A 23,308-nucleotide genomic window follows, 5' to 3' on the forward strand; every position below is an offset into this window, starting at 1 on the left:
CCCTCCGGGTGCTGCGGGGCTCCCGTACGGCTGCCCCGGTACGAGCGCGTCACACGGGCCGTACGACGGGAGGCGGGGCACGCCGGGCTCGCGCACCGCGCCCCAGGATGCCAGCCCTTCGGCGTCAATTCGGCACCGTTCGCCCGCCGTTCAGGTGGGATGTCTCACCTGCATCCCCGCCGGACCACTCACATGGGTGACAAAACACCCGTTCCCGTAACCGGGGGTACGGGCTCCCGGGGCGCGGCTCAGAGCGCGGCGGCCGCCCGGCTGATGCGGTCACCCGCCGCCGCGGCGGCGATCAGGGCGGCGGCGTGCGCGGCCAGGCCCGTGCGGCCGTTGCCGGCCACGATCGCCAGGCCGATGGCGGCGCCGAGCGCGTGCGCGCCCGCGTCGCCGATCATGGTGCGTTCGCCGAGGTCGTCGGCGAGTACCGCGGCCGCCGCCCCGACCGGCGCGGCGGACAGCGGGCCGGCCGCCCCGCCGCGCAGCAGTCCCGGGGCGCCGAGGGCGAGCACGGCGCCCGCGGCCCGTCCGGGCCGGACGTCGAGGAGGTTCACGAGGTGGGCCGATCCCGCGATGACCACGCCGGCGAGCAGCGCGTCGGCCGGCCGGTTCCTGAGCAGGGCGCCGGCGGTGAGGCCCGCCGCGCCGATCCCGAAGAGCTTGACGGTGCCGCTGGTGATCTCGCCGGTGCGGAGCGCCGAGAGGTGGGCCCGGAATCCGCGCCGGAGGTCGCCGGCGCCGGCCGCGTCGTCGTACGCCCCGCAGGCGCCCGCGGCGAGCACCGCGAGGGCCGCGGCGGTCCGGGTACGGGCGGGCAGCCGTGGCGCGGTGGCGGCGGCGAGGGCGGTGCCTGCGGCGGTCGCGAGGCCCGCGTGCAGGTCAACGGTCCGGCCCGCGTGGTTCGTCCGCTGCCATCGGGCGCTGCCGCCCGGCGGCCGGCGCCGCAGCGCCTCATAGGCGGCGCGGGTCGTCCCGGCCGCCCCGAGAAGCGTCCGTGTCCGGCCCGGCATCCTGCCGCGTCCGTTCTCCGCCCACGCCGCCACGCCGCTTCTCCCCTCGCCCGGCATCACGCCGCGCTCCTCCGGCCGCCCGGCTTCCCGAGGGCTCACGGTCCGCTCCCCGCCGGTTCAGCGTCCCGTGCGGGCCGTTTCCAGTAGTTCCTCGGCGTGCGCGCGGGCTGTTTCGGAGTCCTCCTGGCCGGCCAGCATCCGGGAGAGTTCACGGACCCGCTCCTCGCCCTCCAGGACCGTGACGCCGCTCCTGGTGACCGAGCCGTCGTGGGTCTTCTCCACCAGCAGCTGCCGGTCGGCGAACGCCGCGACCTGCGGGAGGTGCGTGACGACCACGACCTGCGCCGACCTGGCGAGCCTGGCCAGCCGCCTGCCGACCTCGACGGCCGCCTTGCCGCCGACCCCCGCATCGACCTCGTCGAAGAGGTACGTCGGCACCGGGTCGGATCCGGCGAAGACGACCTCCACGGCGAGCATCACGCGGGAGAGTTCACCGCCGGACGCCCCCTTGGCGATCGGCCGGGGCGGTGCGCCCGGGTGCGGGGCGAGGAGGAGTTCCACCTCGTCGGCGCCGGTCGGTCCGTAGGCGACGGCACGGCCGCCGACCTCGATGCCCTCGGTCTCGGCCGCCACCTCGGTCTGGCGGATCGCGACGCTCACCCGGGCGTGCGGCATGGCGAGTTCGGCGAGTTCCGCGGTCACCGCGTCCGCGAACCGGCCGGCCGATGCGGTCCGGGCGTCGGTCAACGCCTGTGCCAGTTCGCCCAGTTCGGCACGGAGTGCGTCGCGCTCGACGGTCAGCCCGCCGATCCGGTCGTCGTCGCCGTCCAGCTCGGCGAGGCGCGCGGCGCTCTCCTCGGACCAGGCCAGCACGGCGGCGATGTCCTGGCCGTACTTGCGCGTCAGGTGGGTCAGAGCCGCGCGGCGCTCCTCGACCGCGGCGAGCCGCAGCGGGTCGGCGTCCAGGCCGTCCGCGTAACCGGCGAGATCGCCCGCGACGTCGGCCATCAGGATGCCGATCTCGCCGAGCCGGTCGGCCAGTGCGGACAGCTCCTGGTCGTGGCTGCGCACCGCCTCCAGCGCACGGTGCGCGCCGGCGACGAGGGTCGCGGCGTCCACGCTCTCCAGGTCCTCGGGGTTGCCTGCCAGCGCGGTGTGCGCCGCGCTCGCCGCCGACGCCAGGGCCTCCGCGTGGCCGAGCCGCTCGGCCTCCGCGGCGAGTTCGGTGTCCTCGTCCGGCTGCGGTTCGGCCGCAGCGATCTCGTCGAGGCCGAACCGCAGCAGGTCGGCCTCCTGGGACCGCTCGCGGGCCAGGGTCGTCAGCCCGTCCAGCTCCGTGACGACGGCGCGCAGCCTGCGGTGGGCGGCCGCGTACTTGGCGAGCGGTACCGCGACGGTGTCACCGGCGTAGCGGTCCAGGGCCTCGCGCTGGCGGGCCGGGCGCAGCAGTCCCTGCTGGTCGGTCTGGCCGTGCACGGCCACCAGGTCGTCCGCCAACTCCCCCAGCAGGCCGACCGGGACGGACCGGCCGCCGACGTGGGCGCGCGAGCGGCCCTCGGCCGAGACGGTGCGGCTGATCAGCAGCGCCCCCTCGTCGAGCTCCGCACCGGCCTCCTCGGCACGTACGGCGGCCGGGGCGGTCGCCGCCATGGTGACGCGGCCCTCCACGACCGCCGATTTGGCGCCGATCCGCACCAGGGCGGGGTCGGCGCGCCCGCCGAGCAGCAGGCCGAGGCTGGTGACGACCATGGTCTTGCCCGCACCTGTCTCACCCGTCACCGCCGTGAAGCCCGGGGACAGCTCGACAACGGCGTCGTCAATGACGCCCAGGGACCGGATCCGCATCTCCTCCAACACGGATACGACCTTACGAGGTTCCACGACCGCCCCGCGACGGCCTCCCCACCTCTCCTGCCCCGGACACTGCGGAAAACCCCACCCGAAGGCTGCGGAACCCCTCATGGTCCTGGGCATTCCCGACCGGCACGCTGAGCACGGATCCGATCGCGGAACGGAACGGACCGGAAGCGGGGCCGGGAAACGGAAACGGGAGGAAAGGTGCGTTCGTGGCCGACGGACCGGCCCGCGCCACGCCCGCCGTGACCTTCGGCGGCACGGACCGGAGCCACCCGGCCGCCTCCCGGCACGCCCCGCCCGGCCCCGGTCCCCTCCCATCCCCTCCCACAAGGAGTCCTCCATGCCGCTCGCCCGCACGGCGAAGAATTCCGGTGTGCCCCGACCCTCCGGCGGCCGTCCCGGGAACGCGCCCCCGGACAGCCCCGGGACGCCCGGCCGCGGCCCGGGGCGGGCCCGGCGCACCGCGCACGCGGCCCTTTTACTGGCCACGCTGACGACACTGACCGCCACCGCCTCACCGGCCCCCGCAGCGCCGTCCCCCACGGACCGCACCGCCCCCCTGGAGGGCGTCTGGCGGACCGACGGCTACGGCACCCTCGTCACCATCGAGGGCCGTCGGCTGCGGACGTACGAGACCACCGCCGTCAGCTGCCTGCCGGGCTCGGTCCTCGGCACCCGTACCGGGGCGCCGGGTCCGCACGGCCGCAGCGTGTTCACCGTGCCGGACGGCGCCCCGCTGACCGTGACACCCGCAGGGGCCGGCCGCGCGCGGATGTCCTCGCCGGACGCCGTGGGCCACCGCACCCTGCACCGCGTCGGCACGCTGCCCGGCCGCTGCCGCAGGCCCGCCGCCCGCGACCCCCGTGCGGTGTTCGGCGTCTACTGGCAGACCTTCGCCGAGAACTACCCGTTCTTCCGCGCGAAGAAGATCGACTGGGCGGCGGTACGCGACCGCTACCGCCCCCGCATCACCGCCACCACCAGCGACGACGAACTCTTCGCCGTCCTGCGGGAGATGATCGAGCCGCTGCACGACGCACACACCCGGGTGGTCGCGGGGCCCGATCAGTGGTTCGCGGGGAAACGGCCGGGAACCGTCCTTCCCACACCCGGGTTCACGGCCCGTATCGACAAGGCGATAGCGGCGAACCTCGGCCCCGGCGTCACCCGGCGCAGCTGGGCCCAGGGCAAGATCGCCTACGCCGGCCTGCCGGACCGCGTCGGCTACCTGCGCGTCACGCAGTTCGCCCGGTACACGCAGGACGGTTCCTTCGCGAGCGACGCCGCCGAGCTGGACCGGGCGCTGGACGCGGTGTTCACGCGGGCCAGGACGCAGGGCCCCGGGGCGCTGCGCGGGCTCATCGTCGATCTCCGGCTCAACGGCGGCGGATACGACCCGCTCGGGCTGCGCATCGCCTCCCGGCTGACCGACCGCCCCTACCTCGCGTACGCCAAGCGGGCCCGCAACGACCCGCACGACCCGGGGAAGTTCACCACGCCGGAGCCGGTCCGCGTCCGGCCGCACCGCGGCCCGGTGTTCACCGGGCCGGTGGCGGTGCTGACCGGGCGACTGACGATCAGTGCAGGCGAGACGTTCACCCAGTCCCTGATGGGCCGCTCACCCGCGCCCGTCCGGATCGGCGAGAACACCCAGGGAGTGTTCTCCGACATCCTGGAGCGCGCGCTGCCCGGCACATGGCAGCTCGGGCTCCCGAACGAGGAGTTCCTGACCGCCGGCGGACGCACCTTCGACGGTCCCGGCATACCCCCCGCGATCCGCACCCCGGTCTTCGCGGACGACGATCTCGACGCGCTCCGCGACCCCGCGCTCACCCGCGCCCGCGCCCTGCTGTCGGGCCGGGCGACGGCCACCGGGTGAACGTCCTCGCGTGAGAGGCGCCGGGCGGGGACGCCGGCCGACGGCTCCCGCCCGCCGCGGGTCAGTGCGGTGCGCCGCGCCAACCGGCCACCGGGAGCGCGAACTTGGCGACCAGACGGTCCGTGAAGGAGGCGTGGTGCAGCCGGGCCAGGCGCACCGGTACGGCACCGCGCCTGACCTCCACCCGTGCACCGGCGGGCAGTTCGACGCTGCGCCGGCCGTCGCACCACAGCACGCCGTGCGGCGTCTTGGGCTGGACCTCCACCGCGAGGACCGACTTGGGCGAGGTGACCAGCGGCTTGGCGAACAGCGCATGGGCACTGATCGGGACCATCAGCAGCGCCTCGACCTCGGGCCAGACGACCGGTCCTCCGGCCGAGAAGGCATAGGCGGTCGAGCCGGTCGGGGTGGCACAGACGACGCCGTCGCCGCCGAAACGCGAGACCGGCCGGCCGTCGACCTCCGTGACGACCTCCAGCATCCGCTCCCGCGCGGCCTTCTCCACGGACGCCTCGTTCAGCGCCCAATCGGTGTGCACGATGCTGCCGTTGTTGCGGACCAGCACGTCGAGCGTCATCCGCTCCTCGACCTCGTACGCGCGGGTGACGACCCGGTCGACGACCTTGTCGAGATCGTCCCGCTCGGCCTCCGCCAGGAAGCCCACCCGGCCGAGGTTGACGCCGAGCATCGGCACCCCGGAGGTCCGGGCGAAGTCGGCGCCGCGCAGCAGGGTGCCGTCCCCGCCGAGCACCACCAGCAGTTCGCAGCCCTCGGCCGCCCGCTGCTCGGACTCGACGCGTTCCACCTCGGGGGGCAGCGGCAGATCGGCGGCCTCCTCGGCCAGCACCCGCACGCCGATCCGGTGGCGCAGCAGTCCCTGGACGACGCGTTCGGCGCTGCGGATGGCCGCCGGGCGGCCGGTGTGTGCGAGCAGGAAGACGGTCCGCGCCGCACCGCCTCCCGGTTGTGGTGCGCGGTCTTCAACTGCCTGTGTTGTGGTCAACGGGGCCCCTCCGCCACTGCACGGTCGACGTCCGCCGGGTCGAGTGCAGGCGCCCCGGCGCGCAGCCACAGAAAGTACTCGACATTTCCCGAGGGGCCGGGCAGCGGGCTCGCAGTCACGCCACGGACGCCGAGGCCCAGTTCGGCCGCGCGCGCCGCGACGGCGCGGACGGTGTCGGCGCGCAGTTCGGCGCTGCGCACCACGCCGCCGCTGCCGAGCCGGTCCCTGCCGACCTCGAACTGCGGCTTGACCATCATCACCAGATCCGCGTCGGGTGCCGCGCAGGCCACCAGCGCGGGCAGTACGAGCCCCAGCGGGATGAACGACAGGTCGCCGACGACGAGGTCGACGGGCTGCCCGTCGAGGTCCTCCACGCTCAGCTCGCGGACGTTCGTACGGTCCTTGACGGTGACCCGGTCGTCGCTCTGGAGGGACCAGGCGAGCTGGCCGTAGCCGACGTCGACGGCGACGACGTGCCCGGCTCCGGCGCGCAGCAGGACGTCGGTGAAGCCGCCGGTCGATGCGCCCGCGTCCAGGGCCCTGCGGCCTTCGATCTCCAGGCCGAGCGGGACGAACGCGGCAAACGCGCCGGCGAGCTTGTGGCCGCCGCGCGAGACGTACTCCGGGTCGCTCGCATCCTCACGGACGACCACGGCGGCGCTGGTCTCGACCTGGGTGGCGGGTTTGCTCGCCGTCGTCCCGCCGACGGTCACCCGTCCCGCGGCGATCAGCTGGCTGGCGTGCTCGCGCGAGCGGGCCAGTTTGCGGCGCACCAGCTCCGCGTCGAGTCGGCGTCGTGCCACTCCTGCCACCTGTGGTTCAGCTCCTGAGGTCGTTCGTCGTCGCGGTGGGCGCGGGCGGCCCGGGGCGCTGGTCGAGAGCGGCCAGCGCATCGCGCAGCCCACGGTGCACATCCTCGTACACCGGGAGGTGACCGTCGGCAGCGAGGTGGTCGGCGTCGGCGAGACGCGCAAGACCGGCATCGACCGCGGCGTGGCCGGTCGGGGTGAGGCCCACTCCCAGCGGCTGCGGCCCGGCCGGCTCCGGCGGTCCCTCGGACACGCGGCCCTCCGGATCGCTGCCTTCCGGTTCTCCGTGCCCGGGGGCCGCGCCCACGGGCGGGTCCGTGTCCGGTGCCTGCGGCTGCGGGCCTGACGTCGGCTCTTCCATGTCCCCGACGCTACCCCGAACACCCGCCGGGCCCCGGGTCGGCGTCCGCGTGCGGCGTCCACGCCGGGCACGGGGCCCGTCCACGGCCGACGGACCGTGCCCGGCCTGGCGTATCGTCGATCGCGATGGCAACTCTCGACCAGTGCCGCGCCGCCCTCGACCGGCTGGCGCAGAACCTGTCCACGGCCGACGGCGACGTGCGCAGCGCCGCCGCGCTCGACCGCTCGCTCAGCTGCCGCATCACCGACCTGGACGTCACCTTCACCGGACGCCTCGCGCGCGGCACCATCGAGGACGTGACGAGCGTTCCCGGGCCGCCGCCCGGCAAGGCCGACATCCGGCTGACGATGGCGGGGGACGATCTGGTCGCGCTGGTGGACGGCCGGCTGTCCTTCGCGCGGGCCTGGGGCGGCGGCCGCGTCAAGCTCGAAGCCGGCGTGCGCGACCTGCTCCGGCTCAGGACCTTGCTGTAGCCGCCTCCGTACGCGCGCCGGCCGCCGCGCCGGTTCCCGCGCGCGGCTTGCGCGCGGCCGGGATGACCAGCGGGGTGCCGGTCTCCGGGTCGTCGATGATCTGGCAGCTGAGCCCGAAGACGTCCTCGACCAGCTCGGCGGTGACGATGTCCGACGGCGCTCCCTCGGCGATGACCCGGCCGTCCTTCATCGCGATGAGGTGGCTCGCGTAACGGGCGGCGTGGTTGAGGTCGTGCAGCACGGCGACGAGGGTGCGGCCCTGTTCCTCGTGCAGTTCGGCGCAGAGGTCGAGGACGTCGATCTGGTGCTGGATGTCGAGGTACGTCGTCGGCTCGTCGAGCAGCAGCAGCGGCGTCTGCTGGGCCAGTGCCATGGCGATCCAGACGCGCTGGCGCTGGCCGCCCGACAGTTCGTCGACGTAGCGCTCGGCGAGCTGTCCCACGCCTGTCGACTCCATCGCTTCCCTGACGATCCGCTCGTCCTCGCCCGACCACTGGCGCAGCACGCCCTGGTGCGGGTAGCGGCCGCGGGCCACCAGGTCGGCGACGGTGATGCCGTCCGGGGCTATCGAGGACTGCGGCAGCAGGCCGAGCGTCCTTGCGACCTTCTTGGCCGGGAGGGAGGAGATGACCGAGCCGTCCAGCAGCACTCGGCCCGCGGTCGGCTTGAGCATCCGTGACAGGGCGCGCAGCAGCGTGGACTTGCCGCAGGCGTTCGGTCCGACGATGACGGTGAACGACCGGTCGGGGACGGCGACCGAGAGGTTCTCGGCGATGACCCGCTGGTCGTAGGCGAGGGTGAGGTTCTCGGCCGTGAGACGGCTCACTTGGGGGCTCCTGGGGGTTGTCGTCGTGTCACTGCTGCGGTCCGGTACGGCGGCCGGGGACCGCCCGCCCGGCCGGCTCATATCCGGCCCGCCCTGCGCTCGGTGACCAGCAGCCAGATCAGGTAGCCGCCGCCGAGTACGCCGGTGAGGACGCCGACCGGCATCTGGTCCGCGCCGAACAGCCGCTGCGCCGACCAGTCCGCCGCGACCAGCAGCAGGGCGCCCATGACGGCGGCGGGCAGCAGGTTCGGACCCGGCGAGCGGGTCAGCCGCCGGGCGAGCTGGGGTGCGGTGAGCGCCACGAACGCGATGGGCCCGGCCGCCGCGGTCGCGGACGCGACGAGGACGACGGCGGCCAGCAGCACGACGACGCGCACCCGGTCGACCCGTACGCCCAGCGCGTACGCCGCGTCGTCGCCCATCTCCAGCATCCGCAGCGGACGTCCGTAGCACAGGGCCAGCGGGATGAGGACGGCGCAGACGGCGGCCAGCGGCCAGACCTGGCTCCAGTCGCGGCCGCTGAGGGAGCCGGTCATCCAGGTGGTGGCCCGCGTCGCCTCGACGATGTTCGCCTTGGTCAGGAGGTAGAGGACCATCGCGTAGAGCATGGCGGCGGCGCCGATGCCGACGAGGACGAAGCGGTAGCCGTGGATGCCGCGCTTCCAGGCGAGCAGGAAGATGGCGAGGCCGGTGATCACGCCGCCGACCACGGATCCGGCGGCGACCGCGAAGGTGCCGCCGTGGAAATAGACGATGACGACCAGCGCGCCGACGGACGCACCCTGGCCGAATCCGAGCACGTCCGGGCTGCCCAGCGGGTTGCGCGAGACCGTCTGGAAGACCGCGCCCGCGATGCCGAAGGCGGCGCCGACCAGCAGGCCGACCAGCACCCGCGGCAGCCGCAGTTCCTGCACGATGAACTGCTGGCCCGCGTCGCCGCCGCCGGTCAGCGTGCGCAGCACCTCGGCCGGCGTCATCGGGTAGTCGCCGGACCCGATCAGCGCCACGCTCGCGGCCAGCGCCAGGACCAGCAGCACCACGCCGACGGTGACGGCCCGCAGGTCGAGGCGGAGCGAGAGTCCGCCGCCGGTGCGCACCGGGGTCACCCGGCGGCCCGTCTTCCTGCCCTTGTCGCTCTGCACAGGGGAACTCACAGCTGGGCCATCCTCCGACGCCGTACGAGATAGATGAAGACCGGTCCGCCGATGACCGCGGTGACGATGCCGACCTGGAGTTCGCCCGGCCGGGCCACGATCCGGCCGATGATGTCCGCGCCGAGCAGCAGGACCGGTGAGAGCACCGCCGAGTACGGCAGGATCCAGCGCATGTCGGGTCCGGTGAGGGCGCGGACGACGTGCGGGACCATCAGGCCGACGTAGACGATCGGGCCGCAGGCCGCGGTCGCGCCGCCGCACAGCAGGGTCACCGCGATCATCGCCAGCACCCGGGTGCGGGTCAGCCGGGCGCCCAGGGCCCGCGCCTGGTCGTCGCCGAGTGCCACGGCGTTCAGCGGCCGGGCGAGCAGCAGCGCGAGGACGCCGCCGACGATCAGGAACGGGGCGATCTGTGTGACGGTCGGCAGGGTGGCCGCGGCCAGCGAACCGACCGTCCAGAAGCGCATCTTGTCCAGGGTCGCGGTGTCCATGAGGTTGACGGCGTTGAGGTAGCCGGTGAGGACGGCGCTGAGCGCGGTGCCGGCGAGGGCGAGCCGTACGGGTGTGGCGGCGCGGGTGCCGCCGAGCACGTAGACCGCGACGGAGACCACCGCGGCGCCGAGGAAGGCGAACCACACATATCCGGACAGTGAGGTGATGCCGAGAAAGCTGATCGCGGAGACGACGGCCGCCGATGCGCCGGCGTTGATCCCGAGAACTCCCGGGTCCGCAAGGGGATTTCGGGTCAGCGCCTGCATGACCGTGCCGGCCAGGCCGAGGGCTGCGCCCACCAGCAGGCCGAGGAGGGTGCGGGGCAGGCGCAGGTCATGGATGACGACGTCGGTATCGGTGCCGGAGTAGTGGAACACCCCGTGCCATGCCTGGTCGAGCGGTATCTGTTTCGCGCCGACGGCGATGCCGAGGACGGTGACGACCACCAGGACGGCCACGGAGGCGAGCAGCCCCGCCCAGCGCGTCAGGTGCCGCCGTTGCGGCGCCCCGGATGCCGGGGCCTTCGATGCTTCGGGGGGACTGTCGACCAACACGCCAGTTAGGTTAGCCTACCCTCAGAACAGCCCCGCATGCCCTCCCCAGAGAGAAGCGCACCACCATGAGCAACTTCCGCAGCCTAACCCCGTCCCGACGAGGCGTCCTAGCCGCAGGCGGTGCCGTCGGCATCGGCGCCCTGCTCGCCGCGTGCGGGGGCGGCAAGGGCTCCGGGAGCGCCAACGGCGGTACCGGGGGCGGCGCCTGGTCCTTCACCGACGACCGCAAGAAGAAGGTCTCCCTCGACCGCACCCCGCAGCGCATCGTCGCGTTCACCGGCACCGCGGCCGCGCTGCACGACTTCGGCATCGACGACCAGATCGTCGGCGTCTTCGGCCCGACCAAGCTGAAGAACGGCAAGGCCGACCCGCAGGCCGGCGGGATCGACGTCGACAGGGTCGCCATCATCGGCAACGAGTACAACCAGTTCAACGTCGAGAAGTACGCGAGCCTCCGCCCCGACCTGCTGATCACCAACATGTACGAGCCGGACGCCCTGTGGTTCGTGCCCGACGACCGCAAGGACAAGATCACCCAGCTCGCCAAGAGCGTCGCCATCACCTCCTCGCGGGTGAGCCTGGTGAAGATCATCGAGCGGTACGCGGAGCTGGCCGCCTCGCTCGGCGCCGACCTGAAGGCGCAGCAGGTCACCGCGGACAAGGCCCGCTTCGAGAAGGCGAGCGCCGCGCTGCGCAAGGCGGCCAAGTCCCACCCCGTGAAGGTGCTTGCCTGCTCCGGCAGCGCCAACCTCTTCTACGCCTCCAACCCCGGCATCAACGCCGACCTCATGTACTACAAGTCGCTCGGTGTCGACCTCATCGTCCCCGACCACCTCGACAAGGGCGGCTACTTCGAGAGCCTGAGCTGGGAGAACGCCGACAAGTACCAGGCCGACCTGCTCCTGCTGGACAGCCGCACCGCCACCCTCCAGCCCAAGGACCTGGCCGCCAAGCCGTCCTGGGCCCAGCTGCCCGCCGTCAAGGCCGGCCAGATCACCCCCTGGTCGAGCGAGCCGCGCTTCTCCTACGCGGGCTCCGCGCCGCTCATCGAGGCGCTGACCAAGGCCATCGAGAGCGCGAAGAAGGTCAACTGACGTACCGGCGCGGGGCCTTGCCCCCTCGGGCCCCGCGCCGCTCCCACCGCACCGGACAACCGACGCAGGCCACAGGAGGTTCACCGCATGACCACCACCGCCGCCCCCGCCACCGCACCGTTCCGCTTCTTCGATGTGCACGTCGTCCGTACCGAACGGCGCAGCCCCTCCGTGGTCCGGATCACCTTCGGCGGCGAACGGCTGGCCGACATGGCCTCCGGCGGACGTGACCAGCGGTTCAAACTCTTCCTCCCGCAGCCGCACCAGAGCAGGCCGGTCTTCGACGACACCGGCGACGGCTGGTACACCGCCTGGCGGGCGCAGGACCCCGCCGAGCGCGCCGTGATGCGCACGTACACGATCCGCGAACAGCGCCACGAGCCGGAGGAGTTCGACGTCGACTTCCTGCTGCACGGCGTCGACGCGGCGGGCCACTCCCCGGCGAGCGGCCCGGCCTGCCGCTGGGCCGCGTCCGCCGGGCCCGGCGACCGGCTGGCCGTGCTCGCACCGACGGTGGAGGACAACGGCGGCGTCGACTTCCGGCCGCCGACCGGCACCGACTGGATCCTGCTGACCGGCGACGGGACGGCACTGCCCGCCGTGGCCGGCATCCTCGCCTGGCTGACCCCCGGCACCCGCGCCAAGGTCTTCCTCGAAATCGACCACGAGGACGACCGGCAGCACCTGCCGGGCTTCGCCGACGCCGACCTCACCTGGATCGTCCGCGACGCCGCCGGCACCCCGGGCGGCGAGCCGGTGCTGGACGCCCTGCGCGCGGCCGAACTGCCCGAGGGCACGCCGTACGCCTGGATCGCCGGTGAGGCCGGATCCGTCAAGGCACAGCGCAGGCACCTCGTCCAGGAACGCGGATTCGACCGCAGGACCGTGAAGTTCACCGGTTACTGGCGGCGCGGCGCCACCGAGGAGGACCTGATCGCGGAGCTGACGGCGGCGGCCGCGGCATCCGCAAGCCAGGACTGACGGGCGGCCGGCCCCGAGCCGGCCGCCCCGCGCCTCACCGCCCCGCCAGCCCCAGCCGCTTCAGCGCGCCGCTCGCGTCCGCCGTGCAACTCCCGTCCCCCGCCGCAGTCCAGGCCGCCGCGCACAGCGCCCGCAGCCCGTCCAGGGGCTCGCCCGCGCCGTCGAGCACGAGTACGTCACCGTCCACCGCGGCACGCCAGCCGCAGCAGCCGAACGCCTCGCCGTCCGGCTCCACCGCGGGCTGCGCCGTCAACAGGCCGCGCAGATCGGCGTCGACGTACGTCGGGCGGTGCTGCGGCGGGGCGGCCGGCAGTTCGGCGGCCGTGGTGACGCCGGTCAGGACCAGCAGCGAGTCCACCCCGCCGTTGCAGGCGCCCTCGATGTCGGTGTCGAGCCGGTCCCCGATCACCAGCGGCCGCTCGGCGCCGGTCCGCAGCACCGTCTCCCTGTGCATCGGCGGCTGCGGCTTCCCCGCCACCTGCGGCGTCCCGCCCGCGGCGGTCCGCACCACCTCGACCAACGCGCCGTTGCCCGGCGCGATCCCGCGCTCCTTGGGGATCGTGAGGTCGGTGTTGGAGGCGAACCACGGCACGCCGCGCTGCACCGCGTACGCGGCCTCCGCCAGCCGCCCCCAGTCCATCGTCGGGTCGTATCCCTGCGCCACCGCCGCCGGATCGTCATCGGCCGATTCGACGGGCACCAGGCCGCGTTCACGCAGCGCGACCCGCAGCCCCTCGCCGCCGATGGCCAGCACCCTGGAGCCCGCCGGCACCTGCTCGGAGATCAGCCGCGCCACCGCCTGCGCCGACGTGATCACGTCATCCGCGCCGGTCGGCAGGCCGAACCCGGTCAGCTGATCGGCGACCGCCTGCGGGGTCCTGGCGGCATTGTTGGTCACATACGCCAGGTGCATCCCGGCGTCCCGCGCCGTGACCAGCGAGTCCACGGCGTGCGCGAGGGCCGCGCCGCCCGCGTAGACGACGCCGTCCAGATCCAGCAGCGCCGTGTCGTACGCCTCGTTCAGCGGGCGCGCGCACCCGCCGGGCCGCCTGCGAACCTGCTCCGTCATGCCGTCCCGCTCCTCACCGGCCCACGCACCGCGCGGACCGTCACAGCACGCCGCGGGGATACCGCGGCGCCGCGCCCGCGAGCCCTGGGGGCTCCGCCGCGCCGCACCGCGTCCGCCCCGGCCGCGCCTACCGATATATCCAGCCACATCATGGCTCTCCCCCGATCATCCCTCACCCCACCAGCGGAATAGCATTCCCCAATGACCAGCACCGACGGCCTCCGCCTCCTCCCGTTCCGCGGACTGCGCTACGCCCCGGACCGGGTCAGCAGCCTCACAGCGGTCACCTCTCCCCCGTACGACGTCGTGGTCAGGCCGGACGGCGTGCGGTATCTGGAGACCGCCGATCCGTACAACATCGTCCGGCTGATCCTGCCGCACGCCCCCGACCCCGGAACGCGCCACCGCCAGGCGGCCGACACCCTGGCACGCTGGCGCGCCGACGGCATCCTGACGCCGGATCCGCAGCCCGCCCTGTACGTGTACGAGCAGCGCGCGGGCGACGTGCTGCAACGCGGCCTGATCGGCGCGCTGCGACTGGACGGCCCGGTGCTGCCGCACGAGGACGTCATCCCCGAGGTCGTCGAGGACCGGGCGCAGCTGATGCGCGCCGCGGCCGCCAATTTCGAGCCACTGCTGCTCTCCTACCGCGGCCAGGGCACCGCGACGGGCGCCACCGCCGTCATCGAACGCACCGTGCAGCAACCGCCGTTGCTCGCCACCACCACCGAGGACGGTTTCGCGCACCGCCTGTGGGCCGTGACCGCACCCGCGGACCTCGCGGCGGTCGACGCCGACCTCGCAGAACGCCAGGCGCTGATCGCCGACGGCCACCACCGCTGGGCGACGTACCAGCGGCTGTACGAGCAGACACCGGGCGCCACCCCCGCCTCGCCCTGGGCCTGCGGCCTCGTGCTGCTGGTCGACACCGCCCGCTACCCGCTCCAGGTGCGCGCCATCCACCGCGTGCTGCCGCACCTGGCGCCCGAAGCAGCCCTCGCCGGTCTCGGCGAGGCGTTCCGCGCCCGGCCCCTGCCGGCGGATCTCACCGCGGCACTCGCGGCGTTGGACGAGACCCCCGGCACCGCCTTCGTCCTGGCCGGCGGGCCTGACGCGTTCCATCTGCTGGACCGCCCCGACCCGGGGCTGCTCGCCCGCACGGTGCGCCAGGACCGTCCCGAGACCTGGCGCCGGCTGGACGCCACGGTGCTGCACTCCGCCCTCCTGGACGCGGTGTGGCACATCCCCGACCGCCCCTCCGACATCAGCTATCTGCATCACGCCCGGGCCGCCGTCGCGCAGGCCGCCCGGCACGGCGGTACGGCCGTCCTGATGCGCGCGACGTCGGAGGAGACGGTGCGCCAACTCGCTTGGGAGGGCGTGATGATGCCCCGCAAGTCGACGTCCTTCGGCCCCAAGCCGGCCAGCGGCCTGATCCTGCGCACTCTGGACACGTAGGGCATCGCCGCACCGTCCCGCCGTCCGCCCTGAACCCGGGCCGAAGGCGGGACAGAGTTGTGCTCACATCTCCCGGGCGCCCCGGCCCCACCGCTGCGGGCACCCCCTCCCCTGCCGCCGAAACAGTTAGGTTAGGCTTACCTCACTACGTCGCGGCGGGGCCTTCCCGCCGCCGCGCCACCACGCCTCCCCCACCGCACAGGGCGTGGTCAAGTCCGCATCAGGGAGGACACCTTCATGAGTCTCCTCGCGCACTCCGCCGAGGACCCGTCGCCCGCCCGCACCCCCGGGGCGACACATCGTGTCACGCACACAGCGGAGACCGAAGACACCCCGGTCACCGAGCCCGCCGACGGCCGCAGCTACCTGCTCAACAACGGTACCGCCCGGCACTACCGCCGCGCGGTCACCGAAGGAGTCGACCGGGTCGGCGCCAGAATCGCCGCCACCCAGCGGCCGTTCACCGGCGTCTCCGTCGACGGCCTCACCCCCACGGTGGCCGGCATCGACCTCGACGCACCGCTGCACGACCCCGCCGCGGCGCTCGACGAACTCGAAGACGTCTACCTCCGCGACGCCGTCTACTTCCACCACCCGCGCTACCTCGCGCACCTCAACTGCCCCGTGGTGATCCCGGCACTCGTCGGCGAGGCCGTCCTCACCGCCGTCAACTCCTCCCTGGACACCTGGGACCAGAGCGCCGGCGGCACCCTGATCGAGCGGCGCCTGATCGACTGGACCGCCCGCAGGATCGGCCTCGGCGAGCAGGCCGACGGCATCTTCACCAGCGGCGGCACCCAGTCCAACCTCCAGGCCATGCTGCTCGCCCGGGACGAGGCGTGCCGCCGCGAACTGACCCGCGACGGCGCCCCCTTCCCCAAGCTCCCCACTGCGTTCGAGCAGGGGATACCCCATGGCACCGACCGCTCCGACGTACTCCCCCGGCTGCGCATCCTCGCCTCCGAGGTCAGCCACTTCAGCATCCAGAAGGCCGCCACGCTCCTGGGCCTGGGCGCCGAGGCCGTGCTCCCGGTACCCGTCGACGCGACCAAGCGGATGCGCACCGACGAGCTGGCCGCCGAGCTGGAGCGCTGCCACCGCGACGGGCTGATACCGATGGCGGTCGTCGCGACCGCCGGCACCACCGACTTCGGCAGCATCGACCCGCTCCCCGAGATCGCCGATCTGTGCGCACGGCACGGCGTCTGGATGCACGTCGACGCCGCCTACGGCTGCGGCCTGCTGATCTCCCGCAGGCGCGAGCTGCTGTCCGGCATCGAGCACGCCGACTCGGTGACCGTCGACTACCACAAGTCCTTCTTCCAGCCGGTCAGTTCCAGCGCCCTCCTGGTCCGTGACCACACCACGCTGCGGCACGTCACCTACCACGCGGACTACCTCAACCCGCGCCGGATGGCCGAGAAGCGGATCCCCAACCAGGTCGACAAATCAATCCAGACGACCCGCCGTTTCGACGCCCTCAAGCTCTGGCTGACCCTGCGCACCATGGGCGCCGACGCGCTCGGCGGACTCTTCGACGAGGTCATCGACCGCGCCGCGGACGCCTGGAAGCTCCTCCACGGCGACCCCCGCTTCGACGTCGTCACCGAACCCCAGCTGAGCACCCTGGTCTTCCGCTACGTCCCCGGCGGCGACCCGGACCCGCAGCTGAGCGACCGCGTCAACCTGCACGCCCGCGAGGCCCTGTTCGCCTCCGGCGACGCCATCGTCGCGGGCACCGTCGTCGACGGCCGCCACTACCTCAAGTTCACCCTGCTCAACCCGGAGACCACGCTGGAGGACATCGCCACCGTCCTCGACCTGATCGCCGAGCACGCCGGTACGTACCTGGCCGAGCAGCCCGAGCCGGCTCTCAGCGCGCGCTGACCCTCCCCGCAGCCGACCACACCACGGAGACCTCGTGTCCGCCCCTTACGACTTCATCGCCATCGGCCTCGGCCCCTTCAACCTCGGCCTGGCCTGCCTCACCGAACCGATCGACGGACTCGACGGCCTGTTCCTCGACAACAAGGCGTCCTTCGACTGGCACCCCGGCATGATGCTGGACAGCAGCCACCTCCAGGTGCCGTTCATGGCCGACCTCGTCACCCTCGCCGACCCCACCTCGCCCTTCTCCTTCCTCAACTACCTGAAGGAATCGGGGCGGATGTACTCCTTCTACATCCGCGAGAACTTCTATCCGCTGCGGGCCGAGTTCAACGACTACTGCCGCTGGGCGGCCGGCAAGCTCGACACCATCCGCTTCGCACACCAGGTCACCACCGTCGAGTACGACGAGAGCGAAGAGCTGTACGTCGTGCACGCCGAGCACACCCCCACCGGCGACCGCCACACCTACCGCGCCCGCAAGCTCGTCCTGGGCACCGGCACCCCGCCGCACCTCCCCGACGCCTGCCACGGCCTCGGCGGCGACCTGCTGCACAACGCGGACTACCTCGACTCCAAGGCCCGCCTGCAGACCAAGGACAGCATCACCCTCGTCGGCAGCGGCCAGAGCGCAGCCGAGGTCTACTACGACCTGCTCCAGGACGTGGACACCTACGGCTACCACCTGACCTGGGCCACCCGCTCCCCCCGCTTCTTCCCCCTCGAATACACCAAGCTCACGCTGGAGATGACCTCACCGGAGTACGTGGACTACTTCCACACCCTCCCGCAGGCCACCCGCGACCGGCTCAACGCCTCGCACAAGAACCTCTACAAGGGCATCGACTCCGAGCTGATCAACGACATCTTCGATCTGCTCTACCAGAAGAACCTCAGCGGCCCCGTCCGCACCCGGCTGCTCACCAACACCTCGCTGGAACGCGCGAGTTACGACGCGGCCTCCAGCACCTACACCCTCGGCCTCCGCCAGGAGGAACAGGGCAAGGACTTCACCCTGGACACCCAGGGCCTGATCCTCGCCACCGGCTACCGCTACCACGTCCCGTCCTTCCTCACCCCGGTACGCGACCGCATCGCCTGGGACGACCAGGGCCGCTACGCCGTCGGCCGCAACTACAGCATCGACACCGGCGGCCACAGCATCTACGTGCAGAACGCCGAGCTGCACACGCACGGCTTCGTCACCCCCGACCTCGGCATGGCCGCCTACCGCAACTCCTGCATCATCCGCGAGCTGCTCGGCCGCGAGTACTACCCGGTCGAAAAGGCCATCGCCTTCCAGGAGTTCGCCGCCCCGGCCGGCCCGCACCACCCTCTGGAGGTCCCGGCATGACCGCCGCCCCGCTCTTCACCCGCACCGACGCCGCACTCGGCACGTTCGCGCTCCGCCCGCTCGACCCTTCCCCAAGCTCTCAACTTCGTTCGAGCAGGGGAGGCCCCATCGCCGACGTCGAGCTGCTGCACGGCTGGGTCACCCACCCCAAAGCCGTCTTCTGGCTGATGCAGGACTGCGATCTCGCCGACGTCGAGAAGGAGTTCACGCGGATCGCCGCCGACCCGTACCACGACGCCTTCCTCGGCCTGCACAACGGCACCCCCGCCTTCCTCATGGAACGCTACGACCCCGCGCACCGCGAACTGGTCGGCATCCACACCGCCGAACCCGGCGACGTCGGTATGCACTTCCTGACGGCCCCCACCGCCACCCCCGTCCACGGTTTCACCCGCGCCGTCCTCACCACCGTGATGGACATGCTCTTCGACGACCCGGCCACCCGCCGCGTCGTCGTCGAACCGGACGCCCGCAACACGGCCGTCCACAGCCTCAACAAGGCCGTCGGCTTCGAGATCCTCCGCACCGTCTCGCTGCCGTCGAAGGACGCCTACCTCAGCACCTGCACCCGCGACCAGTTCCTGGCCACCCGAGGAGAGAACTGATGCCGAACCCCTCCACCGGCGCCCCGCACCTTCCCGCCCAGGACGCGGTCGCCCACCTCACCCCGGACCTGTGGGCCCGTGCGGGCCGGCTCCTCGTCCGCAAGGGCCTCGCCGAGTTCGCCCACGAACGCCTGCTCACCCCCACACCCCTGCCGCAGGACGGCCACTACGCCGTCCGCAGCGACGACGGCACCACCGAGTACCGCTTCACGGCCCGCAGACGTTCCCTCGATCACTGGCAGATCGACGCCGACAGCATCACCCGCCACCGCGGCGACGCCCAACTCCCCCTGGACGCACTGGAGTTCTTCATCGAGCTCCGCGACGCACTGGGCCTCGGGGAAACGATCCTCCCGGTCTACCTGGAGGAGATCAGCTCCACGCTCTCCGGCACCGCCTACAAACTCGCCGCCGAGCCCGTCGCCGCCGCCGACCTCGCGAAGTCCGGCTTCCAGGCCATCGAGACCGGCATGACCGAGGGCCACCCCTGCTTCGTCGCCAACAACGGCCGCCTCGGCTTCGGCATCCACGAGTACCACGCGTACGCCCCGGAGACCGCCGCCCCCGTCCAGCTGATCTGGCTCGCCGCCCGGCGCGACCGCTCCACCTTCACCGCGGGCGCCGGCCTCGACTACGACACCTTCGTCCGCGAGGAACTCGGCCAGGCCACCCTCGACCGCTTCGCCGCCACCCTCACCGGCCTCGGCCTCGACCCCGCCGACTACCACCTGATCCCCGCCCACCCGTGGCAGTGGTGGAACAAGCTCTCGGTCACCTTCGCCGCCGAGGTCGCCCAGCAGCACCTCGTCTGCCTCGGCACCGCCGACGACCGCTACCTCGCCCAACAGTCCATCCGCACCTTCTTCAACACCAGCGCACCCGAGAAGCACTACGTCAAAACGGCCCTCTCGGTCCTCAACATGGGCTTCATGCGCGGCCTGTCCGCGAACTACATGGAGGCCACCCCGGCCATCAACGACTGGCTGGCCCGCCTGATCTCCGGCGACGACATCTTCCGGGCCGCCCGCTTCTCGATCATCCGCGAACGCGCCGCCATCGGCTACCACCACCGCCAGTACGAGGCCGCCACCGCCAAGGGCTCCCCGTACCTGAAGATGCTCGCCGCCCTCTGGCGCGAGAGCCCGGTCCCCACCCTGGAGCCCGGCCAGCGCCTGGCCACCATGGCCTCCCTCCTCCATGTCGACCGCGAAGGCAACTCCTTCGCCGCGGCGCTCATCGAGGAATCCGGCCTGGCCCCGGCCACCTGGCTGCGCCGCTACCTGGACGCGTACCTGACCCCCGTCCTCCACAGCTTCTACGCCTACGACCTGGTCTTCATGCCGCACGGCGAGAACGCGATCCTCGTCATCGAGGACGGCGCGGTGGCCCGCGTGATCTTCAAGGACATCGCCGAAGAGATCGCCGTCATGGACCCGCAGGCGGTACTGCCCCCCGCCGTCGAACGCATCCGCGCGGACGTCCCCGAGGACAAGAAACTCCTCTCCCTCTTCACCGACGTCTTCGACTGCTTCTTCCGCTTCCTCAACGGCACCCTCGCCGACCTGGGCGTCCTCGACGAGGAGACGTTCTGGCGCACGGTCGCCGAATGCGTCACCGACTACCAGAAGTCGGTCCCGCACCTCGCCGACAGGTTCCGCCAGTACGACATGTTCGCCGACGAGTTCGCCCTCTCCTGCCTCAACCGTCTCCAGCTGCGCAACAACCAGCAGATGGTCGACCTCCAGGACCCGGCCGGCGCCCTCCAGCTCGTCGGCACCCTCCACAATCCGCTCGCCCCCTACGCCCCCTGACCCTCACCCACGCAAAAAGGGCGGGATCCCACCGGGATCCCGCCCTTCACCTTGCTCAGCTCACCGCGCGCTCACCTCACCGCGCGGCCACCGGCCACGGACCTGCCGCCCGTGGCCGACCCACACGATTCAGCCCTGCTCAGGCCCCTTCTCCGGGCCCTTCTCGAACCGCTCCTCATCGTCCACGGGAGCCTCATCGGCCACATCGACCTCAGCCGCAGCATCCACCGCCCCGACCTCATCGGCCCCGCCGGCACGACCGGCCTCATCGCCGTCCTCCGCATCGGCCTCTTCGTCCAACGCGTCGGTGAACTCCACACCGTCCAGCTCGGCCAGCCGGTCCGACGCGTCGGTAGTACCGCCCTGGTCGGCCTCCAGTGCCTTGGCGAACCAGTCCCGCGCCTCGCCCTCGCGCCCGACCTCCAGCAGCGCATCCGCGTACGCGTACCGCAGCCGCGCCGTCCACGGGTGAATCGCGTTCGACGCCAGCTCAGGACTCTGCAGCGTCACGACCGCCGCATCCGCCTGCCCCATGTCCCGCCGCGCACCGGCCGCGACCAACCGCATCTCGACCTGGCCGGCCTTGTCCAGCTTCGCCACCTCGGGCTCACCGGCCATGGCCATCGCCTTCTCCGGCCGCCCGAGACCACGCTCGCAGTCCGCCATGACGGGCCACAGCTCCACACCGCCGGTCATCCGCCGCGCCGCCCGGAACTCACCCAGCGCCTCGCTGTACTTGCCGACCGCGTACGCGGCGAACCCCGCCGCCTCACGCACCGCCGCCACCCTGGACGCCAGCCGCAGCGCCACCCGCGAGTACCCGTACGCCTTCTCCGGGTCCTCGTCCAGCATCTTCGCGACCATCACCAGGTTCTTGGCAACGTCCTCGGCCAGCGTCTTGGGCAGGCTCAACAGCTCCTGCCGCACATCCTTGTCGATCTCGTCACCGGTGACGTCCTCCGGAATCGGCAGCCGCCGAATCGGCTCCCGATCCCGCCGATCGTCCCGCCGGTCATCACGACGCTCATCCCGGCCATGCCCCGCACCATAAGGCCGCCGCCCCCGCTCCTCATCCCGCCGGAACCCACCACCCCGCCGGTCATCCCTACGGTCGTCCCGCCGGAACCCACCACGGTCCCCGCCACGGTCGTCCCGCCGGTCACCACGGTCATCCCTACGGAACCCCCCACGGTCCCCATCAGAAGGCCGCTCATCCCGCCGGAACCCACCCCGGTCCCCACCACGATCATCCCGCCGGTCACCACGGTCATCCCTACGGAACCCCCCACGGTCCCCACCAGAAGGCCGCTCATCCCGCCGATCGTCACGCCGGAACCCCCCACGGTCACCACCGCGATCGTCCCTACGGAACCCCCCACGGTCCCCACCGGACGGCCGGTCATCACGACGCTCATCCCGCCGGTCGTCCCGCCGGAAGCCCCCGCGGTCGCCGCCGGACGGCCGGTCATCACGCCGGAACCCCCCACGGTCACCACCGCGATCGTCCCTACGGAACCCCCCACGGTCCCCACCAGAGGGCCGGTCATCACGCCGGAACCCACCACGGTCCCCCTCATCACGACGAGGTCCACGCGGCCGCTCATCCCGCCGATCGCCACCGCGGAACCCACCACGGTCGCCGCCGGAAGGGCGGTCATCCCGCCGGAACGACGGCCGCTCATCACGCCGATCGTCCCGCCGGAAGCCCCCACGGTCTCCGCCGGACGGCCGGTCATCACGCCGGAACCCACCACGGTCACCACCGCGATCGTCCCTACGGAACCCCCCACGATCGCCACCGGACGGCCGGTCATCACGCCGGTCACCACGGTCATCCCTACGGAAACCGCCACGGTCGCCGCCGGACGGCCGGCCATCACGCCGGAACCCGCCACGATCCCCACCGGACGGCCGGTCATCACGACGAGGTGCACGCGGCCGGTCATCCCGCCGGTCGCCACCGCGGAATCCGCCCCGGTCGCCACCGCGCTCGCCGCCGGAAGAACGGTCGTCACGACGCGCGTAGCCACCGCCGGCCGGGCGCCCGCCACGGTCGTTGTCACGCCGCGGGCTCCGGTCGTCACGCCGGAAGCCACCGCGGTCGCCATCGTCGCGCCGCTGAGGCCGGCGCTCCGAACGATCGTCGGAAGAGTTGGTGGACATCGACGTGACTCCTGTCTTCGGTACTGCATTCATTCTCACGCACCGACCGGTTCGGCGCGCTTCGGCAAAACAAAAAGGACCCTTGGTCCCAGCGTGAACGCTGGGACCAAGGGTCCTTGAAAGATTGTTCGGCGGCGTCCTACTCTCCCACAGAGTCCCCTCTGCAGTACCATCGGCGCTGAAAGGCTTAGCTTCCGGGTTCGAAATGTAACCGGGCGTTTCCCTAACGCAATGACCACCGAAACCCTATCGGGTTCTAGCGAACAAGCACACTTTTTAGTTAAGAGTGAAACTTGGTTCAACCAGCGATTGCGACTGTTCGCAACCCGGGAACCACACAGTGGACGCGAGCAACTGAGGACAAGCCCTCGGCCTATTAGTACCAGTCAACTCCACCCGTTACCAGGCTTCCATATCTGGCCTATCAACCCAGTCGTCTACTGGGAGCCTTAACCCCTCAAG

19 protein-coding genes, 2 rRNA genes and 1 pseudogene are annotated in these 23,308 nt (G+C 72.4%); 9 read left to right on the top strand and 13 right to left on the bottom strand.

Annotation, left to right across the window (positions count from 1 at the left end):
- Positions 1–248 precede the first annotated feature (248 nt).
- Together LIU39_RS21435 and recN are read right to left on the bottom strand one after the other, a co-directional pair.
- On the bottom strand, positions 249–1,016 hold the full coding sequence (locus tag LIU39_RS21435) for a hypothetical protein (RefSeq protein WP_227048456.1): 768 nt from the start codon (positions 1,014–1,016) through the stop codon (positions 249–251).
- Between the two features lie 117 nt (positions 1,017–1,133).
- Complete coding sequence (recN, locus tag LIU39_RS21440; protein WP_227048457.1) at positions 1,134–2,861, bottom strand: DNA repair protein RecN; 1,728 nt, start codon at positions 2,859–2,861, stop codon at positions 1,134–1,136.
- 352 nt (positions 2,862–3,213) lie between these two features.
- Between recN and LIU39_RS21445 the strand changes: the two genes are divergently transcribed.
- Complete coding sequence (locus LIU39_RS21445; RefSeq protein ID WP_227048434.1) at positions 3,214–4,752, top strand: S41 family peptidase; 1,539 nt, start codon at positions 3,214–3,216, stop codon at positions 4,750–4,752.
- Positions 4,753–4,813: 61 nt separating this feature from the next.
- Here the strand turns inward: LIU39_RS21445 and LIU39_RS21450 are convergent, their stop codons facing one another.
- The 3 genes from LIU39_RS21450 to LIU39_RS21460 are packed head-to-tail and all read right to left on the bottom strand — an operon-like array spanning position 4,814 to position 6,925.
- On the bottom strand, positions 4,814–5,755 hold the full coding sequence (locus tag LIU39_RS21450) for an NAD kinase (protein WP_227048435.1): 942 nt from the start codon (positions 5,753–5,755) through the stop codon (positions 4,814–4,816).
- Positions 5,752–6,567: a TlyA family RNA methyltransferase gene (locus LIU39_RS21455; RefSeq protein ID WP_227048436.1), complete on the bottom strand. Its 816-nt coding sequence runs from the start codon at positions 6,565–6,567 to the stop codon at positions 5,752–5,754. The genes LIU39_RS21450 and LIU39_RS21455 overlap by 4 nt, the downstream gene beginning before the upstream one ends.
- Positions 6,568–6,574: 7 nt before the next feature.
- Positions 6,575–6,925 carry a hypothetical protein gene (locus tag LIU39_RS21460; protein ID WP_227048437.1) on the bottom strand — a complete coding sequence of 117 codons (351 nt, stop codon included), beginning with the start codon at positions 6,923–6,925 and terminating at the stop codon, positions 6,575–6,577.
- A 125-nt stretch (positions 6,926–7,050) separates the two neighbouring features.
- Here LIU39_RS21460 and LIU39_RS21465 point away from each other — a divergent pair, with 125 nt between their 5' ends.
- Positions 7,051–7,398: a sterol-binding protein gene (locus LIU39_RS21465; RefSeq protein ID WP_227048438.1), complete on the top strand. Its 348-nt coding sequence runs from the start codon at positions 7,051–7,053 to the stop codon at positions 7,396–7,398.
- On the opposite strand, the gene LIU39_RS21470 is transcribed toward LIU39_RS21465, so the two are convergent.
- The 3 genes from LIU39_RS21470 to LIU39_RS21480 all read right to left on the bottom strand — a co-directional run bounded on the left by LIU39_RS21470 (position 7,382) and on the right by LIU39_RS21480 (position 10,424).
- Entirely contained in the window at positions 7,382–8,224 is an 843-nt protein-coding gene (locus LIU39_RS21470; protein ID WP_227048439.1) for an ABC transporter ATP-binding protein, read from the bottom strand. The two genes, LIU39_RS21465 and LIU39_RS21470, sit on opposite strands and share 17 nt — an antisense overlap.
- Before the next feature lie 77 nt (positions 8,225–8,301).
- Positions 8,302–9,378, bottom strand: coding sequence for a FecCD family ABC transporter permease (locus LIU39_RS21475; protein WP_227048440.1), 1,077 nt, complete (start codon positions 9,376–9,378; stop codon positions 8,302–8,304).
- The gene (locus LIU39_RS21480) at positions 9,375–10,424 is read right to left on the bottom strand and encodes a FecCD family ABC transporter permease (RefSeq protein ID WP_227048441.1); all 1,050 of its coding nucleotides are present in this window, start codon (positions 10,422–10,424) and stop codon (positions 9,375–9,377) included. The genes LIU39_RS21475 and LIU39_RS21480 overlap by 4 nt, the downstream gene beginning before the upstream one ends.
- A gap of 65 nt (positions 10,425–10,489) precedes the next feature.
- On the opposite strand from LIU39_RS21480, the gene LIU39_RS21485 reads away from it, so the two are divergent.
- Positions 10,490–11,518, top strand: a complete 1,029-nt coding sequence (locus LIU39_RS21485; RefSeq protein ID WP_227048442.1) for an ABC transporter substrate-binding protein — start codon at positions 10,490–10,492, stop codon at positions 11,516–11,518.
- An 87-nt stretch (positions 11,519–11,605) separates the two neighbouring features.
- Positions 11,606–12,499: a siderophore-interacting protein gene (locus LIU39_RS21490; protein ID WP_227048443.1), complete on the top strand. Its 894-nt coding sequence runs from the start codon at positions 11,606–11,608 to the stop codon at positions 12,497–12,499.
- A gap of 34 nt (positions 12,500–12,533) precedes the next feature.
- Here the strand turns inward: LIU39_RS21490 and LIU39_RS21495 are convergent, their stop codons facing one another.
- Positions 12,534–13,568 carry an HAD-IIA family hydrolase gene (locus LIU39_RS21495; RefSeq protein WP_227048444.1) on the bottom strand — a complete coding sequence of 345 codons (1,035 nt, stop codon included), beginning with the start codon at positions 13,566–13,568 and terminating at the stop codon, positions 12,534–12,536.
- Between the two features lie 201 nt (positions 13,569–13,769).
- Between LIU39_RS21495 and LIU39_RS21500 the strand changes: the two genes are divergently transcribed.
- The 5 genes from LIU39_RS21500 (at position 13,770) to LIU39_RS21520 (ending at position 20,683) form a co-directional block, all read left to right on the top strand.
- A complete protein-coding gene (locus tag LIU39_RS21500; RefSeq protein WP_227048445.1) occupies positions 13,770–15,026 on the top strand; it encodes a DUF1015 family protein in 1,257 nt (418 codons plus the stop codon).
- A gap of 237 nt (positions 15,027–15,263) precedes the next feature.
- On the top strand, positions 15,264–16,913 hold the full coding sequence (locus LIU39_RS21505; RefSeq protein ID WP_227048446.1) for a pyridoxal phosphate-dependent decarboxylase family protein: 1,650 nt from the start codon (positions 15,264–15,266) through the stop codon (positions 16,911–16,913).
- 34 nt (positions 16,914–16,947) lie between these two features.
- Positions 16,948–18,267 carry a lysine N(6)-hydroxylase/L-ornithine N(5)-oxygenase family protein gene (locus LIU39_RS21510; protein WP_227048447.1) on the top strand — a complete coding sequence of 440 codons (1,320 nt, stop codon included), beginning with the start codon at positions 16,948–16,950 and terminating at the stop codon, positions 18,265–18,267.
- Positions 18,264–18,872, top strand: a complete 609-nt coding sequence (locus LIU39_RS21515) for a GNAT family N-acetyltransferase (protein ID WP_227048448.1) — start codon at positions 18,264–18,266, stop codon at positions 18,870–18,872. The genes LIU39_RS21510 and LIU39_RS21515 overlap by 4 nt, the downstream gene beginning before the upstream one ends.
- Complete coding sequence (locus LIU39_RS21520) at positions 18,872–20,683, top strand: IucA/IucC family protein (protein ID WP_227048449.1); 1,812 nt, start codon at positions 18,872–18,874, stop codon at positions 20,681–20,683. The genes LIU39_RS21515 and LIU39_RS21520 overlap by 1 nt, the downstream gene beginning before the upstream one ends.
- Positions 20,684–20,812: 129 nt before the next feature.
- Here the strand turns inward: LIU39_RS21520 and LIU39_RS21525 are convergent, their stop codons facing one another.
- The 4 genes and pseudogenes from LIU39_RS21525 to LIU39_RS21540 all read right to left on the bottom strand — a co-directional run.
- Positions 20,813–21,664 (bottom strand): tetratricopeptide repeat protein, encoded by an 852-nt coding sequence (locus tag LIU39_RS21525; protein WP_372463992.1) that lies wholly within the window; start codon positions 21,662–21,664, stop codon positions 20,813–20,815.
- 372 nt (positions 21,665–22,036) lie between these two features.
- Positions 22,037–22,462, bottom strand: a pseudogene (locus LIU39_RS35770) (hypothetical protein); the annotation flags it as partial.
- A 510-nt stretch (positions 22,463–22,972) separates the two neighbouring features.
- A 5S ribosomal RNA gene (gene rrf, locus LIU39_RS21535) occupies positions 22,973–23,089 on the bottom strand.
- A gap of 113 nt (positions 23,090–23,202) precedes the next feature.
- Positions 23,203–23,308: ribosomal RNA gene (locus LIU39_RS21540) — 23S ribosomal RNA — on the bottom strand; the annotation flags it as partial.

Source organism: Streptomyces pinistramenti (assembly GCF_020564935.1).
GTDB classification, from domain to species: Bacteria; Actinomycetota; Actinomycetes; order Streptomycetales; family Streptomycetaceae; genus Streptomyces; species Streptomyces pinistramenti.